Here is a 17,138-nt window from a genome sequence, read left to right as displayed (position 1 = left end):
GAGCAGCATCCGTTCCCGTGCACGATGCGTCCGTTGCAACAACCTTCGCGTCGCTCGTACCCGTTACGTCAGATCGTATCGGTCAGCCGCGGCTGCACGTCGGCGATCGACACGTCGGCCGAGCCTTCCGCGAGATGCACGGTCAGGCGGCGCTGCGGCTTCAGCGCGTTCGGCGTGCGCACCGCACGGCCCGTCTGCGCATCGATCAGCGCTGCATAGCCGCGCTCGAGCGTGCGCTGCGGGCTCAGCACCTCGAGCCGTGCCGCACAGGCTGACACGCGAGCCGTGTCGCGTTCGTGACGGCGCTGCGAGGCCAGCGCAAGACGCTGCGACAGCCCCGCGAGCGCCTGGCGCGCCTGTGACGGATCAGGCCGTGCGCGCTGCCAGCGCAGCTGTGCGAGCGCGAACCGCGCGCGCGCGTCGCGCACCGGCCGCGACGCCGCCGACGCGAGCCGCACCGCGAGCTGCTCGACGTGCGTGCGCTGCCGCTGCAGCCGCTCCGCCGGGCTCACCAGCCGGCGCGCGAGCCAGTCGAGCTGCTGCGCGCGCTGCTCCAGCCGGCGCTCCATGCCGCGCGCGAGCGCACGCTGGCGCTCGCCGACCTCGCGCAGCAGCAGCGCGCGCTGCGGGCTCGCGAGTTCGGCCGCGCCGGTTGGCGTCGGCGCGCGCACGTCGGCCGCGAAGTCCGCGATCGTGAAATCGGTTTCGTGCCCGACGCCGCTGACGACCGGCAGTTCGCTCGCCGCGATCGCACGCGCCAGCGCCTCGTCGTTGAACGACCACAGATCCTCGATCGAGCCGCCGCCGCGACAGACCAGCAGCACGTCGACCTCGCGGCGCGCATTCGCGGTCTCGACGGCCGCGACGAGCTTTTCGGCGGACCCGGCGCCCTGCACGGGTGCCGGATAGACGATCACCGGAATGTGCGGTGCACGGCGCGCGAGCGTGGTCAGCACGTCGCGCAGCGCTGCCGCCTGCAGCGACGTGACGATACCGATCGCGCGCGGATGGGCCGGCAGCGGCCGCTTGCGCTCGGGCGCGAACAGTCCTTCGCTCTCGAGCTGCGCCTTCAGCCGCAGGAACGCCTCGTACAGGCGCCCCTGCCCGGTGCGCCGCACCGCCTCGACGTTGAGCTGCACTTCGCCGCGCGGCTCGTACATCGTGACGACCGCGCGCACCTCGATCCGGTCACCTTCGCGCGGTGTGAACTCCGCGTACTGCGCGCGACCGCGGAACATCACGCAGCGCATCTGCGCCTGCTGGTCCTTGATCGAGAAATACCAGTGCCCGCTCGCGGCGCGCGTGAAATTCGACACTTCGCCCGAAATCCACAGCAGCGGAAACGAGCGCTCGAGCATCGTCGAAATCGCGCGATTGAGCGCCGAAACGGGAATCACTTCGTCGCCGCCGCGGGTCGCGCCCGGTGCGGCAAATGGGGAGTCGGAAGGCATGGACGGTCGAATGAATGCTGGCGGCGACACGATAGTCCGACACGCACGCGACGTCCAGCGCCCGGCGCATGTACCGTGACGTTCGGAAGGTGTCCACACTTTGGCAATCATCGGCCTAAAACGCGCGAAAACCGCTAAAAAATCCAGACGATTCACCCTAACCCATTGATATTTATATATTTTTAAATCTTTCTGAATGATTCTCATCCGATTCGAAGCCCACCCGGCGGGCGTTTGACGCCATCGAGCAGGGAGTTCTTCACAGAGTTATCCACAAGCCGCCGCGATCCGGCCCCGCAGGCCGCGGCGGCCGGTCGCGCTTGCCGCGCCCGGGCGCGGCGCGCTAGAGTGCCGCCTTCCGCAGACCCCGCGGCATGCGCCGCCCAACGGAGAATCCGCCTTGACGAATCCGTCCCACGCCGCGGCGCACGACCTGCCGCGCCCGGCCCGATGAGCGCGCCCGACGGCCCGCTCGCCCGGCTCGAAGCCCGCCTGACGCGCGAATGGCAGCGCCGCGGCGCGCTCGCGTGGGCGCTCACGCCGTTCGCGTGCGTGTTCGGCCTGTGCGCGGCATTGCGGCGCACCGCCTACGCGCAAGGCTGGAAGAAGCCGGTCGACGTCGGCGTGCCCGTCGTCGTGGTCGGCAACGTGACTGTCGGCGGCACCGGCAAGACGCCGACCGTGATCGCACTCGTCGACGCGTTGCGCGCGGCCGGCTTTACGCCCGGCGTCGTGTCGCGCGGCTACGGCGCGAACGTGAAGGCGCCGACCGCCGTCACGCCCGCATCGCGCGCCAGCGCGGGCGGCGACGAACCGCTCCTGATCGCCCGCCGCACCGGTGCGCCCGTCTGGGTCTGCCCGGATCGCGTCGCGGCCGCGCAGGCGCTGCGCGCCGCGCATCCGGACGTCGACGTGATCGTCAGCGACGACGGCCTGCAGCACTACCGCCTCGCACGCACGGTCGAACTCGTCGTGTTCGACCACCGGCTCGGCGGCAACGGCTTCCTGCTGCCGGCCGGGCCGTTGCGCGAGCCGCTGTCGCGGCACCGCGACGCCACGCTCGTCAACGATCCGTACAGCGGCGCGCTGCCGCCGTGGCCCGACACCTATTCGCTCGCGCTCACGCCGGGCGCCGCGTGGCACCTCGACCAGCCCGCGCTGCGCCGCCCGCTGTCGCAATTCGCGAACGAGCGCGTGCTCGCCGCGGCCGGCATCGGCGCGCCGGAACGCTTCTTCGCGACGCTGCGCGCGGCCGGTCTCGCGCCCGCGACGCGCGCGCTGCCCGACCACTACGCGTTCGCCGACAATCCGTTCGTCGACGACGCCGTCGATGCGATCCTGATCACCGAGAAGGATGCAGTAAAATTGGGCGCTTCCTGGCGCGACGCCCGACTGTGGGTGGTCCCCGTCGAAGCCGCGCTCGACCCTCGCCTCATTGCCCTCGTTGTGGAGAAACTCCGTGGACGCTCGCCTGCTTGAAATCCTTGTGTGCCCTATCTGCAAAGGCCCGCTCCACTATGACCGTGCCGCGCAGGAGCTGATCTGCAACGCGGACAAGCTCGCCTACCCGATCCGCGACGGCATCCCCGTGATGCTGGTCGACGAAGCGCGCCAGACCGTCGAAGGCACGCCGGTCGACCCGGCCGGCCGCTAAGCCGCCCGACCCGGCCCTTGCCGCGGCGTGTCCGCGGCAAGGGCGCCGAGAACCCGCCGGGCGGCCCGCACCCGACGCGCCGCCCGCTCTGCTTTCCTCACCGTCCTCCCCGATGACTCAACCCTTCATCGCCGTCATTCCCGCCCGGCTCGCGTCGACGCGGCTCCCGAACAAGCCGCTCGCCGATCTCGGCGGCAAGCCGATGGTCGTGCGCGTCGCCGAGCGCGCGCGCGAAGCGGGCGCGCAGCAGGTGCTGGTCGCGTCCGACGCGCAGAGCGTGCTCGATGCGGCCCGCGATCACGGTTTCGAAGCGGTGCTGACACGCGCCGACCATCCGTCCGGCACCGACCGGCTCGCGGAAGTCGCGGCGACGTTCGGGTGGAGCGACGACACCGTCGTCGTCAACGTACAGGGCGACGAGCCGCTGATCGACCCGGTGCTCGTGCGCGACGTAGCGTCGCACCTCGCCGCGCATCCGGGCTGCGCGATTGCGACGGCCGCCCACCCGATCCACGACGCGGCCGACGTGTTCAACCCGAACGTGGTGAAGGTCGCGCTCGACGCGCAGAGCGTCGCGCTGTACTTCTCGCGCGCGCCGATTCCGTGGAGCCGGGACGCGTACCAGCCGCACTGGCCCGACGTCGCGGCCATGCCTGCACCGGCCTTCCCGGTCTATCGGCACATCGGCCTCTATGCGTATCGCGCGCGTTTCCTGCGCACCTATCCGACGTTGGCGCAGGCGCCGATCGAACAGGCCGAGCAGCTCGAACAGCTGCGCGCGCTCTGGCACGGCGAGCGCATCGCCGTGCTGATCACCGAGTCGGCGCCGGAAGCCGGCATCGACACGCCGGCCGATCTCGCACGCGTGCAGGCCCTTTTTCAGCCGTCATCAAAATAACCCGTGGCATAATCAGGCGATTGTGCGAGCCGTCCGCGACCAGCGCGTCCTCGCTTGACCCCGCCCGCGGCCCTGCCGGCAGCCGCGCGTCGCCCAACCCGACGCGCCGCATCAGACCGGTCCGCCACGCGCCAGGCAAGCCCCGCGCACACCGTCGCCGGCGCTTTTTTCGTCTCGCCACACGAATCTACATACTGGAGATATCACCATGCGTTTGATCCTGTTGGGCGCGCCCGGCGCGGGAAAGGGCACCCAGGCAAACTTCATCAAGGAAAAATTCGGCATCCCGCAAATCTCGACGGGCGACATGCTGCGCGCGGCCGTGAAGGCCGGCACGCCGCTCGGCGTCGAGGCGAAGGGCTACATGGACGCCGGCAAGCTCGTCCCGGACGCGCTGATCATCGGCCTCGTCAAGGAGCGCCTGAAGGAATCCGACTGCGCGAACGGCTATCTGTTCGACGGTTTCCCGCGCACGATCGCGCAGGCTGACGCCATGAAGGAAGCCGGCGTCGCGATCGACTACGTGCTCGAGATCGACGTGCCGTTCTCGGAAATCATCGAGCGCATGAGCGGCCGCCGCACGCACCCGGCATCGGGCCGCACGTACCACGTCAAGTTCAACCCGCCGAAGGTCGAAGGCCATGACGACGTGACGGGCGAGCCGCTGATCCAGCGCGACGACGACAAGGAAGAAACCGTCAAGAAGCGTCTCGAAGTGTACGAAGCGCAGACCAAGCCGCTGATCACGTACTACGGCGACTGGGCGCAGCGCGGCGAGGAAAACGGCCTGAAGGCACCGCAGTATCGCAAGATCTCGGGCCTCGGCAGCGTCGAGGAAATCCGCGAGCGCGCGTTTGGCGCACTGAAGTAAGCAGCGCATCGCGCACCCGCAAGCCGCCCTTTCCGGGCGGCATTTTTTTGCCCGGTGGGAATTGGCACGACCGTTCTGGTCCCGCCGTCGCGCGAGCGTGCCCCGTACAATCGGTCGGGTGCGGGCGCGCGCGCTACCCGGGCGCCGGCATTTCAACCCATCGCGCGGCATTGAACCAGGCAACCGCTTTGCGCGGAACCGCAACCCGCGCCGAAGCGCCGATAGCGGTGACCACCTTGGAGACGGCCGTGCCCTGAGCGCTGAAGCGCCACGGGCGCTCAACAACGGAGACAGTCATGGAAATTCGCGGCAACGTGTTTCTGATCACGGGCGGCGCATCGGGCCTCGGCGCCGGCACCGCGCGGATGCTCGCGCAGGCAGGCGGCACGGTCGTGCTCGCCGACCTGAACGACGCGGCGGGCGCCGCGCTCGCGACCGAACTGGGCGGCATTTTCGTGCACTGCGACGTGTCGAGCGAAGCCGACGCGCAGGCGGCCGTCAGCGCCGCAACGCAAGCCGGCACGCTGCGCGGCCTCGTGAACTGCGCGGGCATCGCGCCCGCCGCGAAGACCGTCGGCAAGGACGGCGCGCATCCGCTCGACGTGTTCGCGAAGACGATCAACGTGAACCTCGTCGGCACGTTCAACATGATCCGGCTCGCGGCCGCCGCGATGGCGGCCACCGCGCCGACCGCGGACGGCGAGCGCGGCGTGATCGTCAGCACCGCGTCGGTTGCCGCGTTCGACGGGCAGATCGGCCAGGCCGCGTATGCGGCGTCGAAGGCCGGTGTCGCGGGCATGACGCTGCCGATCGCGCGCGACTTGTCGCGCAGCGGCATCCGCGTGATGACGATCGCGCCCGGCCTGTTCGAGACGCCGATGCTGCTCGGCATGCCGCAGGACGTGCAGGACGCGCTCGGCGCGATGGTGCCGTTCCCGCCGCGGCTCGGCAAACCGGCCGAATACGCGCTGCTGGTGCGCCAGATCGTCGAGAATCCGATGCTCAACGGCGAAGTGATCCGCCTCGACGGCGCGATCCGGATGCAGCCGAAATAGGCACGAAAAAACGCCCGCGATGCGGGCGTCGTTTCATTCAGGGTTCCGGCAGCGTGACGGCGGCTCAATCCTCGCCGTCGCGCTGCATCCGCTGCCGCAATTCGGTCACCTGCGACTCGACGACGGTCGCGTCGTCCGCGTCCGGCCGCTCGCCGAGATACAGTTCGAGATCCTCGAGCGCGGGCCGCAGGTAATCGAGCCGCGCATACGCGAAACCGCGGTCGCGGACTTCGTCGAGGTGCTCGGGCAACAGGATCACGAGCCGCTGCTGCACCGCGAGCAGGCGCTGCCAGCGTTCCGTCTGGAGATAGATCGTCTTCAGGTTGCGCAGCATCCGCGCGATGATCTCGCGGCTCGTCGCCGGCTGCAGCAGCGCGCGCAATGCGCTGTCGACCGCGCCGGCCGCCCGCGCGACGTACGGCTCGAGCATCTCGACCATCTCGGCTTCGGACAGCGAATGGCCGTTGGCCGGATCGATGATCAGGTCGCCGTCCGGCAGCGTGACGCGCAGCAGGAAATGGCCGGGGAACGACACGCCGCGCGCCGGCACGCCGATCTGCTCGGCAAGCTCCAGGTACAGCACCGACAGCGAGATCGGGATCCCGCGCCGCCGCTTCAGCACGGCGTTCAGGTGGCTGTTATCGGGGTCGTAGTAATCGTTGTGATTGCACGCGAAGCCGAGCTCGCGGAAGAAGAAATCGTTCAGCGCGGCGACGCGGCCCTTCAGGTCCGCATCGTCCGTGAGCCGCCGGCGCAACCGCGCCGCCAGCATGTCGAGTTCGGCCAGCGTGCCCTGCAGGTCGAGGTCGGGATACGCGTCCTGCGCCAGCGACAGCGCCGCTTCCGTGACGGGCAGACTGTCGTCGTCTGCCACGAGCGTGCTGAAGTAGTCGAGGACGCGGGTCATTGCGGTCGTCACTTGGCGCGCCTTCTGAAATAAGCGTATTTGAAGCCCATCACCCACAACATACCGAAATATAGTGCAGCGAACAGCACGAGGCACGCGGCCATCAGCGCGATGCGGTCGAGCGGCTGCGCACGCATCCCGGTCCAGTCGAAGCTGATCGACAGCCAGTGCATCAGGCCGGCGAGCACGAGCGCCGCGCCGATCAGCTGCACGAAGAAGCGCAGCCAGCCCGGCGACGGCTGGTAGATGCCGCGCTTGCGCAGCCCGATGAACAGCAGCAGCGAGTTCAGGCACGCGCCGACGCCGATGCTCAGCGTCAGGCCCGCGTGGCCGATCAGCGGCACGAACACGTAGTTCGAGATCTGCGTGACGATCAGCACGCCGATCGCGATCTTCACGGGCGTCTTGATGTCCTGCTTCGCATAGAAGCCCGGCGCGAGGATCTTGATCAGGATGATGCCGACGAGGCCGATCCCGTAGGTCGCCAGCGCGCGCGCGACCATCGTGACGGTGTGCGCGTCGAACTTGCCGTAGTTGAAGAGGGTCGCGGTGAGCGGCGTCGCGAAGAAGAACAGCGCGAGCGCACTCGGCGCCGCGAGCAGGAACGTGACGCGCAGGCCCCAGTCGAGCAGCGCCGAATACTCGTGCGAATCGGCATCGACGTGCGCCTTCGACAGGCTCGGCAGCAGGATCGTGCCGAGCGCGACGCCGAGCAGCGCCGTCGGGAATTCCATCAGGCGGTCGGCATAGTTGATCCACGACACGGCGCCCTGCCCGAGCCGCGACGCGATGTTGGTGTTGATGATCAGCGACAGTTGCGCGACCGACACCGCGAACGTCGCGGGCACCATCTTCGCGAGCACGCGCTTCACGCCCGGGTGGCGCAGCGCGCGCAGCGGGTTGAGGCCGATCAGCGGCACCATGTCGATCTTCTTCAGGCCCGGCAGCTGCACGAGGAACTGCAGCACCCCGCCGACGATGACGGCCCACGCGAGCGCGAACACCGGCACCTTCAGGTGCGGCGCGACGAACACGGCCGCGGCGATGAACGCGACGTTGAGCAGCACCGGCGCGAACGCGGGCAGCGAGAAGCTCTTGTACGTGTTCAGCACGCCGGAAGCGAGCGTCGTCAGCGAGATGAACACGATGTACGGGAACATGATCCGCGTCATCGTGACCGCGAGCGGGAACGCCTGCCCGTCGGTGTGCAGGCCGGACGCGACGGCGAACACGACCCACGATGCGCCGGCGATCCCGACCACCGACAGCACGGCAAGCGCCCACGCGAGCACGGTGGACATCGCGTCGACGAGCGCTTTCGTCGCGTCATGCCCCTGCTGGTTCTTGAACTCGGCAAGGATCGGCACGAACGCCTGCGAGAACGCGCCTTCGGCAGACAGGCGGCGCAGCAGGTTCGGGATACGGAAGGCGACGTAGAACGCGTCGGTGTATTGACTGGCGCCGAACGCACGGGCGATCAGCGTCTCGCGGGCCAGTCCGGTCACGCGCGACAGCAGCGTGAAGCCGCTGACCGTCAGCAGGGCTCGGAATAGATTCATGGGGCGCTTATTATACGGACGTTGCGTGGCCCGGCCAGCGGCCGATGCCGAAAAGCGCGCACGCGTCCGGCGCCGTCCTCAGCCGGTGTCACGTTGAACTTGCCACGCGCTTGATTTTGTTGCTATAATCGCCGGTTTCTGGGCTCGTACATGCACGGCAACTGCCGTTTTCATGTCCCTGCCCCGGTTAAAATCACCGTTTTTTTATGCGCCCCTGGGCAATCGTTCTCAGGGGACGGATCGAAAAGCAGCGCTTGGCCGTCAGGCTCCAAGCTCTGGAAACAGGACAGGATAAGGAACCGTCATGGCTAACTCCGCACAAGCACGCAAGCGCGCCCGCCAGGCCGCGAAGGCAAACTCGCACAACTCGGCGCTGCGCTCGAAATTCCGTACCGCGATCAAGTCGGTTCGCAAGGCTGTTGAAGCCGGCGACCAGGCAAAGGCTGCCGAGCTGTTCAAGGCTGCCGTGAAGACGATCGACACGATCGCCGACAAGAAGATCGTTCACAAGAACAAGGCCGCTCGCAGCAAGAGCCGCCTGGCCGCAGCCGTCAAGGGTCTGCAGGCAGCAGCGTAAATCCGGTGCGCCCGCTCACGCGGGCGTTCCTGTTTCCTGCGATCGCAAAAAAGCCCGCCTAGGCGGTAATGCCGTTCAGTTAAGACCTGAACGGCATTTTTGTTTTCGGGGTTTGGAGTTGTAAACGGGGCGGCAAGCTGTTAACTTTGGTCGCGATGCTAAGCGACCACCTGACCTTCCTGTTGGATGCAGCGCCCGCCGACCTAAGTCGGCTGGGCGAGCATCTGCCGCAGGAGTGGATCGAGCAAGCCATTGATGCCACGGGCACGGCCAGCATTCGTCGCCGACGCTTACCGGCCGAACAAGTCGTGTGGTTGGTCATCGCGCTGGCGATCTACCGCCACTGGTCCATCAGTGAGGTGGTCGATAGCCTGGATCTGGTGTTGCCCAACGAAGCGACGTTCGTCAGCAAGAGCGCCATCGCTCAGGCTCGGCAGCGATTGGGTGATGCGCCCATGGCGTGGTTGTTCGAGCGAACCGCGCAAGCCTGGTGCCAGCAAGACGCGGCACGCCACGCCTTCAAGGGGTTGAGCTTGTGGGCCATGGATGGCACCACGTTACGCACGCCAGACAGTCCGGCCAATCGCGAACACTTCGGCGCTCAGGGCTATGCCAGCGGCAAGGTGGCGAGCTATCCGCAGGTGCGAGCCGTGACCCTGACCTCGCTTCCGACTCACCTCGTTGCAAACATTGCGTTTGGTCGCTACGACACGAATGAGATGCTGTATGCCAAGCAATTGCTGGAACAGATTCCGGATCATTCGCTGACGGTCTTCGACAAGGGCTTTCTATCCGCCGAGATCCTGTGCGGCCTGAGCGCAGGCGAACGTAATCGCCACTTCCTGATTCCCGCCAAATCCAATACGCGCTGGGAAGTCGTGTCTGGCAAATCCGAGGATGCCTTGGTGCGAATGCGTGTTTCACCGCAGGCGCGGCAGAAGTGCCCGGAGTTGCCTGAATGGTGGATGGCTCGCGCGATTCGCGTGCTTGATGCGGCGGGCCGTGAGCGGGTGCTGCTGACTTCGCTGACCGATCGACGTCGATTCAAGGTGGCGGATTTGAATGCCTGCTACGAACGTCGCTGGCAGGTTGAAACCAGCTATCGCGAGCTCAAGCAATCCATGCTTGGCAGCGCACTGACGCTACGCAGCCGGACTGTCGAAGGCCTTTATCAGGAAATCTGGGGCGCTTTGATCGCCTACAACCTGATCCGTCGCGAAATGGCCTGCGCTGCCTTCGAGGCCAAGTGCGAGCCAACCGAACTCAGTTTCGTGCGCTCCTTCCACCTTATCCAGCACGAGATGATGTGGGCCGCGCGTACGCCAGCATTGGCAAAGCTCCCCGCCGTTCTGAAACGACTACGTGAGCACCTCAAACTGCTCATCAACGTAAAACGGCCCGATCGTAAATGCGATCGGGCCGTCAAATCCCTTCCGGCTCGTTATGCCGTTCGATATCTTCGGAAAGACCTTAACTGAACGGCATTACCGCCTAGGCGGGCTTTTTTGTTGCCTGTCGCCGGCGCATCTTGCGGGCCGGTGACGGTTGCCACGAGGGCGGGCGCGGCAAGCGCGCTCGCCCGCGCCGGCATCACTTCTTCACGTCGTAGTCCGGCAGTTCGCACGCCTCGGTCACGACGAGATTGTTGTCCTTCGCGAAATTCAGCACGAAATCGAACGCCATCGGCTCGACGTCGCGCAGCCGGGAGTCGAGGATCACGCATTTCAGGTCGCCGAGCATCGTCGGACGCACGTAGAGCGAATACTTGAGGCGCGCGTTCGGCCCGCTCGCCCCCGGCCCGAAGCAGGCCATCACACCGGCCAGACGTTCCGACCAGTCGCTCGGGCGAAACTTTTTCCCGTCTTTCGTGATGCCCTGGATAAAGAATTCGGTCGGAGGGGTTTCAGCCATGTGGTTACCCAAGTGACGGCCCGGCGATGTCCAGGCAACGGCGCCTGGATACGCGAACACAAAGCTGAAACGGACGGCGGCACAAGCATTCCGATATCCCGAAAACAGGACGTCGGCGCGCGCCACCGGCGGACTGCACCGGATTTGTGCAGCGCACGGCTTGTGTCCGGCAGAGCGCGAGGAGGCTTGCCTGCCGGGCTGGAGAAAACTTTTGAATTATACCGCAGCGCGCCATCGCGCGCCGTCCCGACACCCCGCCTCCTGCGTCGCTTGCCGCGCGCGGCGATCCTGCCCCGCTTCTCTCCGCGGCTCGTCAAAGCACAGAAAATCCTTTATGCTGCTTTGAGTTATCCACACCCGACGGCGGCGCCGTCCGGCCTTGCTGCCGGGTGCAACCCGCCGTATTTCGCTTCATGACCGCCAAAACCATTCGTCACTACCTGCAGTTCAAGGATTTCTCGCTGGAAGACTACGAGTACGTGCTCGAGCGCACGGGTATCCTGAAGCGCAAGTTCAAGAACTACGAGACCTATCACCCGCTGCACGACCGCACGCTCGCGATGATCTTCGAGAAGAGTTCGACGCGCACGCGCCTGTCGTTCGAGGCCGGGATCTTCCAGCTCGGCGGCCACGCCGTCTTCATGAGCACGCGCGACACGCAGCTCGGCCGCGGCGAACCCGTCGAGGATTCCGCGCAGGTCATCTCGCGCATGGTCGACATCATCATGATCCGCACGTTCGAGCAGGACGTGATCACGCGCTTCGCGCAGAATTCCCGCGTGCCGGTGATCAACGGCCTGACGAACGAGTACCACCCGTGCCAGGTGCTCGCCGATATCTTCACGTACTACGAGCACCGCGGCCCGATCGCCGGCAAGACCGTTGCCTGGGTCGGCGATGCGAACAACATGCTCTACACGTGGATCGAAGCCGCGCAGATCCTCGGCTTCAAGCTGCGCCTGTCCACGCCGCCCGGCTACGCGCTCGACATGAAGCTCGTGTCGCCCGACAGCGCGCCGTTCTACGAAGTGTTCGACGATCCGAACGAAGCGTGCAAGGGCGCCGACCTCGTCACCACCGACGTGTGGACGAGCATGGGCTTCGAGGCCGAGAACGAGGCCCGCAAGCAGGCGTTCGCCGACTGGTGCGTCGACGAGGAAATGATGGGGCACGCGAACCCGGACGCCCTCTTCATGCACTGCCTGCCCGCGCACCGCGGCGAGGAAGTGACGGCCGGCGTGATCGACGGCCCGCAGAGCGTCGTGTGGGACGAAGCGGAAAACCGCCTGCACGTGCAGAAGGCGCTGATGGAGTTCCTGCTGCTCGGCCGCCTCAAGCACTGACGCGCCGGCAACCCGCCCGCCAACCCATGAAAAAAGCGCCGATCGACGATCGGCGCTTTTTGTTTGGGCGCGGGAAAAGCGGTGCTGAACCCGCGTTACAGGCAGACCGGTTCGGGCTCGAGTTCGACGCCGAAACGGGCGCGCACGTCGGCCTGGATCGCCTGTGCCAGCGCGAGCACGTCGGCCCCCGTCGCGCCGCCGCGATTGACGAGCACGAGCGCCTGGCGGTCGTGCACGGCCGCCGCGCCCAGCGCGCGCCCCTTCCAGCCGCAGCGGTCGATCAGCCAGCCGGCCGCGAGCTTGACCTGCCCGTCCGGCTGCGGATACGACACGACTTCCGGCGCGCGGGCGCGCAGCGCATCGAACTGCGCGGCATCGATCACCGGATTCTTGAAGAAACTGCCCGCGTTGCCGAGGACGAACGGATCGGGCAGCTTCGCGCGGCGGATCGCGACGACCGCGTCGAACACGTCGCGCGCCGTGGCCGCATCGGGTGCGATGCCGCGGGCGTCGAGTTCGCGCGTGACGTCCGCGTAGCCGAGCCGCGGCGCCCACTGCTTCGGCAGCCGGAACGTCACCGACACGATCGCGAACCGGCCGCGCCCTTCCCGCTTGAAGAAGCTGTCGCGATAGCCGAACGCGCAGCGCGCGGCGTCGAAACGCTCGCTGCGCCCCGTCGCCAGCTCCACCGCGACCAGCGAGTCGAAATACGCCTTCATCTCGAGGCCGTATGCGCCGATGTTCTGGATCGGCGCGGCGCCGACGGTGCCCGGAATCAGCGCGAGGTTCTCGAGGCCTGCCATCCCGTGCTCGAGGGTCCATGCGACGAATGCGTGCCAGTTCTCGCCGCCGCCGGCCTCGACGTACCACGCGTCGTCGTCCTCGCGTACGACGCGGCGGCCCGCGATCTCGTCGAGCAGCACGACGCCGTCGAAGTCGCGCGTGAACACGACGTTGCTGCCGCCGCCGAGCACGAGTTGCGGCAGGTTCGCGATGCGCGGGTCGCGATGGAGCGCCTCGAACTGCGACGCATGCGTGATGCGCGCGGCAAAGCGCGCGGTCGCGGCGATGCCGAACGTGTTGTGCGCGGCGAGCGGATGGTCGGGAAACAGCGACAGGGCGGAATCGTCAGGAGGCATCGGCATTCGCGGTCACGTTCGCCCGAGCGGCGCATGGCCGGCCTTGGGCAAACGGAGGGGCATCGGTAAAATGGCAAACAGTCCGCAATTATAGCGAGTGCCCGCGCGCGAGCCGGGTGCCCGCATCTCAAGGGAGGAATGCCATGCCATCGTTCGACGTCGTTTCCGAAGCGAACATGATCGAAGTGAAGAACGCCATCGAGCAGTCGAACAAGGAAATTTCGACGCGCTTCGACTTCAAGGGCTCCGACGCGCGCGTCGAGCAGAAGGAACGCGAGCTGACGCTGTTCGCCGATGACGATTTCAAGCTGGGCCAGGTCAAGGACGTGCTGATCGGCAAGCTGGCCAAGCGCAACGTCGACGTGCGCTTCCTCGACTACGGCAAGGTCGAGAAGATCGGCGGCGACAAGGTCAAGCAGATCGTCACCGTGAAGAAGGGCGTGACCGGCGATCTCGCGAAGAAGATCGTGCGCCTCGTGAAGGACAGCAAGATCAAGGTGCAGGCGAGTATCCAGGGCGACGCCGTGCGCGTGAACGGCACGAAGCGCGACGACCTGCAGAGCGTGATCGCGATGCTGCGCAAGGACGTGACCGACACGCCGCTCGACTTCAACAACTTCCGCGACTAATCGCCGGACGATCCGTCACGTCATCCCGCCGGGCCCCGCATACGCGGCGCGCCCGGCTGCGGCCAGGCGCCGCACTTTCTCAGGCTTTCCCGCCGTCCTGCGCGCCGCCGTCCGCGGCCGCCTTCTTCTTGTCGCCGATCCGGCTTTCCTGCCCCGCCAGCAGCTTCGCAATATTGCCGCGGTGGCGCCACACGAGCAGCACGCTCATCGCGAGCACGGCCCACGCGACCGGGTTGTGGCCCGTGCCGAACAGGAACACGTCGAACACCGGCGCGAACACGGCCGCCACCAGCGCCGCGAGCGACGAATAGCGGAAGAAGAACGCGACGATCAGCCAGGTCAGCGCAGTCGCGAGCCCGAGCACCGGGTGCACCGCGAGCAGCACGCCGGCCGCGGTCGCGACGCCCTTGCCGCCCTGGAAGCGGAAGAACACCGGATACAGGTGGCCGAGGAACACGGCGATCGCGACCCATGCGACCGCGACGTCCGGCAGGCCGAAGCGCCGGGCGAGCCAGACGGCAATCCAGCCCTTGAATGCATCGCCGACGAGCGTCAGGATCGCGGCCTTCTTGTTGCCGCTGCGCAGCACGTTGGTCGCGCCGGGATTCTTCGACCCGTACGAACGCGGGTCGGCCAGGCCCATCGCGCCACTGACGACGACGGCGAACGACACCGAACCGATCAGGTAGGCAACGAGGGCGGCGAGCAGGATCTGCATGCGGAGGACTCTTCTTTCAACGTATCGGTAAAGGGACGGCTGCGCGCGGCACGCCGAAACGGCGCCCATTCTACCGAACGCGCGCCGCCTGCCACGAAGGTGAAACCCTCAGTCGACACTGGCGCACTGCACGGGCTGCGCGCCGAGCAGCGACGTGAGCACGGCCGGCGCGAGGCTGACGAGGTAGCCGCGACGCCCGCCGTTCAGGTAGATCGTCGGCAGCTCGAGGATCGTCGCCTCGACGTAGACGGGCATCGTCTTGCGCGTGCCGAACGGCGACGTGCCGCCGACGAGATAGCCCGAATGGCGGTTCGCGACCTCGGGCTTGCACGGCTCGACGCGCTTCGCGCCGATCTGCCGCGCGAGGTTCTTCGTCGATACGGTGCGGTCGCCGTGCATCAGCACGATCAGCGGCTTCGCGTGTTCATCTTCCATCACGAGCGTCTTCACGACGCTGTGCTCGTCGACACCGAGCTGGCGCGCCGATTCGCCGGTGCCGCCGTGCTCGACGTAGTCGTACGGATGCTCGCCGAATGCAACGCCGTGGCGGCGCAGCAACTGGGTCGCGGGGGTTTCGGACACATGCCTGGATTTGCTCATGGCGGCATTTTAAGGGTGAACGACCGGCGCGCGCGCAATCGTGCGCTCGCACCGGCGGTATACTCGCGGCCCGTTTTTCGCCGGGCGGCCTGCTGCGTCGCCGCAACGATTCCGTCCATCATCATTGCGGACATCGCGAAGCGCTATTGCCCGAATGGCCGATTGTGGCGCGCGCGCCGCCGTGGCACGATCGTTCGCCAACCTCGTCAGCCGCCGCCCGCCCTTCTTCTGGAGACGCCATGCCCTCGTCCCGCCGTTCATCCGAGCCGCTCGACGTCGACGCCCTGCTCGCCGCGCTGCCTCGCCGCATCGCCGACGTGCCCGCACGCCGGGCCGCGCTGGCGCCCGCGCATCCGGCGCTGATCGAGGACGCGCGCCGCCTGTCGTACGGCGAGCTGTCGCAGGCCGTCGATGCAGCCGCCGCGCTGCTCGCCAACCTCGGGGTGCAAGGCGGCGACCGCGTGATGATCGTCGCCGAAAACTGCGTCGCGCAGATCGTGCTGCTGTTTGCGGCCGCCCGCCTCGACGCGTGGGCGCTCGTGTCGAACGCGCGGCTGTCCGCCAGCGAGCTCGACGCGATCGCCGCGCACGCACGGCCGAAGCTGATCGCGTTCACCACCGACGCCTCGCCCGACGCGCGCACGCATGCCGAACGGCACGGTGCGACACCCGCCAGCGCACTGCCGGTCGACATCGGCGCGTGGTCGTACCACGTCGACGCGAGCGCGCCGGGCGAACCGGTCGCCGCCGACGGCGCCGCGCAATGCGCGGCGCTGATCTACACAACCGGCACGACCGGCACGCCGAAGGGCGTGATGCTGTCGCATCGCAACCTGCTGTTCATCGCGGCGACGTCGAGCATGCTGCGCCGTGTGTCGCCCGACGATGTCGTCTACACGGTGCTGCCCGTGTCGCACGTGTACGGGCTCGCGTCGGTCTGCCTCGGCAGCCTGTATGCGGGCGCGACGCTGCGGCTCGCGCCACGATTCTCGCCGGAAGCCGTGCGCGTCGCGCTCGCCGACGAAGGCGTCACGATCTTCCAGGGCGTGCCCGCGATGCACGCGAAGCTGCTCGAACACCTGCACACGCACGGCCACGCGTGGCGCGCACCGCGCCTGCGCTTCGCGTACTCGGGCGGCTCGCCGCTCGACGCGAACCTGAAGGCGCGTGTCGAGCGCCTGTACGGCGTGCCGCTGCACAACGGCTACGGGATGACCGAAAGCAGCCCGACGATCACGCAGACGCCGCTCGACGCGCCGCGCACCGACAGCTCGGTCGGCGTGCCGATTCCCGGCGTGGAGATGCGGATCGTCGCACCGGACGGCACCGACGTGCCGCCGGGTGAAGTCGGCGAGATCCGCGTGCGCGGGCCGAACGTGATGCTCGGCTACTACCGCAACGCGGACGCCACGCACGCGGCCGTGTCGCCGGACGGCTGGCTGAGCACCGGCGATCTCGCGCGGCAGGAGGCGGACGGTGCGGTAACGATCGCGGGCCGCAGCAAGGAGCTGATCATCCGGTCGGGCTTCAACGTCTATCCGGTCGAAGTCGAGCAGGTGCTGAACGCGCATCCCGACGTCGTGCAGGCGGCCGTCATCGGCCGCGCGGTCGAAGGCAACGAGGAAGTGCTCGCGTTCGTCGAGCTAGTGCCCGGCGCGACGGCCGACGAAGCGGCGTTGCACGCGTGGTGTGCGGAGCGGCTCGCGCCTTACAAACGCCCCGCACACATCCGCGTACTCGACGCGCTGCCGGCCGCATCGACGGGCAAGGTGCTGAAGCACAAGCTGCGCGAGCTGATCTGACGCACGCGGGCCGGTGCGTGCGAC

Annotated in this window: 17 protein-coding genes; 10 read left to right on the top strand and 7 right to left on the bottom strand. The window is 67.5% G+C overall.

Translation table 11 applies throughout. The annotated features are described in order from the left end of the window. Window positions 1–68: 68 nt before the first annotated feature. Window positions 69–1,451: an exodeoxyribonuclease VII large subunit gene (gene xseA, locus CFB34_RS27400; protein WP_089440867.1), complete on the bottom strand. Its 1,383-nt coding sequence runs from the start codon at window positions 1,449–1,451 to the stop codon at window positions 69–71. A 450-nt stretch (window positions 1,452–1,901) separates the two neighbouring features. On the opposite strand from xseA, the gene lpxK reads away from it, so the two are divergent. From lpxK to CFB34_RS27375, 5 genes are all read left to right on the top strand, one after another. Continuing rightward, window positions 1,902–2,930: a tetraacyldisaccharide 4'-kinase gene (gene lpxK, locus CFB34_RS27395; RefSeq protein ID WP_089440868.1), complete on the top strand. Its 1,029-nt coding sequence runs from the start codon at window positions 1,902–1,904 to the stop codon at window positions 2,928–2,930. Further along, a complete protein-coding gene (locus CFB34_RS27390; RefSeq protein ID WP_010090898.1) occupies window positions 2,911–3,105 on the top strand; it encodes a Trm112 family protein in 195 nt (64 codons plus the stop codon). The genes lpxK and CFB34_RS27390 overlap by 20 nt, the downstream gene beginning before the upstream one ends. 112 nt (window positions 3,106–3,217) lie before the next feature. Continuing rightward, window positions 3,218–4,003, top strand: a complete 786-nt coding sequence (gene kdsB, locus CFB34_RS27385; protein ID WP_089440869.1) for a 3-deoxy-manno-octulosonate cytidylyltransferase — start codon at window positions 3,218–3,220, stop codon at window positions 4,001–4,003. Between the two features lie 208 nt (window positions 4,004–4,211). Then, entirely contained in the window at window positions 4,212–4,874 is a 663-nt protein-coding gene (adk, locus tag CFB34_RS27380; RefSeq protein ID WP_011352990.1) for an adenylate kinase, read from the top strand. Window positions 4,875–5,170: 296 nt separating this feature from the next. Further along, on the top strand, window positions 5,171–5,929 hold the full coding sequence (locus tag CFB34_RS27375) for an SDR family NAD(P)-dependent oxidoreductase (protein ID WP_089440870.1): 759 nt from the start codon (window positions 5,171–5,173) through the stop codon (window positions 5,927–5,929). Between the two features lie 64 nt (window positions 5,930–5,993). Here CFB34_RS27375 and CFB34_RS27370 read toward each other — a convergent pair whose 3' ends face one another. Both CFB34_RS27370 and murJ read right to left on the bottom strand, forming a co-directional pair. Then, complete coding sequence (locus CFB34_RS27370) at window positions 5,994–6,836, bottom strand: SirB1 family protein (protein WP_089426643.1); 843 nt, start codon at window positions 6,834–6,836, stop codon at window positions 5,994–5,996. 8 nt (window positions 6,837–6,844) lie between these two features. Beyond that, a complete protein-coding gene (gene murJ / locus CFB34_RS27365; protein ID WP_069248688.1) occupies window positions 6,845–8,395 on the bottom strand; it encodes a murein biosynthesis integral membrane protein MurJ in 1,551 nt (516 codons plus the stop codon). A 304-nt stretch (window positions 8,396–8,699) separates the two neighbouring features. Between murJ and rpsT the strand changes: the two genes are divergently transcribed. Beyond that, entirely contained in the window at window positions 8,700–8,972 is a 273-nt protein-coding gene (gene rpsT / locus CFB34_RS27360; protein ID WP_006482211.1) for a 30S ribosomal protein S20, read from the top strand. Between the two features lie 155 nt (window positions 8,973–9,127). Continuing rightward, window positions 9,128–10,450: an IS4 family transposase gene (locus CFB34_RS27355; protein WP_242808691.1), complete on the top strand. Its 1,323-nt coding sequence runs from the start codon at window positions 9,128–9,130 to the stop codon at window positions 10,448–10,450. A gap of 112 nt (window positions 10,451–10,562) precedes the next feature. On the opposite strand, the gene CFB34_RS27350 is transcribed toward CFB34_RS27355, so the two are convergent. Beyond that, entirely contained in the window at window positions 10,563–10,883 is a 321-nt protein-coding gene (locus CFB34_RS27350; protein WP_089440871.1) for a DUF3579 domain-containing protein, read from the bottom strand. 413 nt (window positions 10,884–11,296) lie between these two features. Here CFB34_RS27350 and argF point away from each other — a divergent pair, with 413 nt between their 5' ends. Next, a complete protein-coding gene (gene argF / locus CFB34_RS27345; RefSeq protein WP_006482207.1) occupies window positions 11,297–12,226 on the top strand; it encodes an ornithine carbamoyltransferase in 930 nt (309 codons plus the stop codon). Window positions 12,227–12,321: 95 nt separating this feature from the next. Here argF and murB read toward each other — a convergent pair whose 3' ends face one another. Then, window positions 12,322–13,371 carry a UDP-N-acetylmuramate dehydrogenase gene (gene murB / locus CFB34_RS27340; protein ID WP_089440872.1) on the bottom strand — a complete coding sequence of 350 codons (1,050 nt, stop codon included), beginning with the start codon at window positions 13,369–13,371 and terminating at the stop codon, window positions 12,322–12,324. Between the two features lie 137 nt (window positions 13,372–13,508). Between murB and CFB34_RS27335 the strand changes: the two genes are divergently transcribed. Further along, window positions 13,509–13,994, top strand: coding sequence for a YajQ family cyclic di-GMP-binding protein (locus CFB34_RS27335; protein ID WP_039368282.1), 486 nt, complete (start codon window positions 13,509–13,511; stop codon window positions 13,992–13,994). A 79-nt stretch (window positions 13,995–14,073) separates the two neighbouring features. Here CFB34_RS27335 and plsY read toward each other — a convergent pair whose 3' ends face one another. Continuing rightward, window positions 14,074–14,712: a glycerol-3-phosphate 1-O-acyltransferase PlsY gene (gene plsY / locus CFB34_RS27330; RefSeq protein ID WP_089440873.1), complete on the bottom strand. Its 639-nt coding sequence runs from the start codon at window positions 14,710–14,712 to the stop codon at window positions 14,074–14,076. Between the two features lie 108 nt (window positions 14,713–14,820). Then, on the bottom strand, window positions 14,821–15,312 hold the full coding sequence (gene ybaK / locus CFB34_RS27325) for a Cys-tRNA(Pro) deacylase (RefSeq protein ID WP_027789278.1): 492 nt from the start codon (window positions 15,310–15,312) through the stop codon (window positions 14,821–14,823). A 239-nt stretch (window positions 15,313–15,551) separates the two neighbouring features. Between ybaK and CFB34_RS27320 the strand changes: the two genes are divergently transcribed. Next, a complete protein-coding gene (locus CFB34_RS27320) occupies window positions 15,552–17,114 on the top strand; it encodes an AMP-binding protein (RefSeq protein ID WP_089440874.1) in 1,563 nt (520 codons plus the stop codon). Window positions 17,115–17,138: the final 24 nt, after the last annotated feature.

This window comes from Burkholderia sp. HI4860 (genome assembly GCF_002223045.2).
Taxonomy (GTDB): domain Bacteria; phylum Pseudomonadota; class Gammaproteobacteria; order Burkholderiales; family Burkholderiaceae; genus Burkholderia.
Note: the sequence above shows the minus strand (reverse complement) of the source record. Positions and strands in the feature narration are given on the sequence as shown.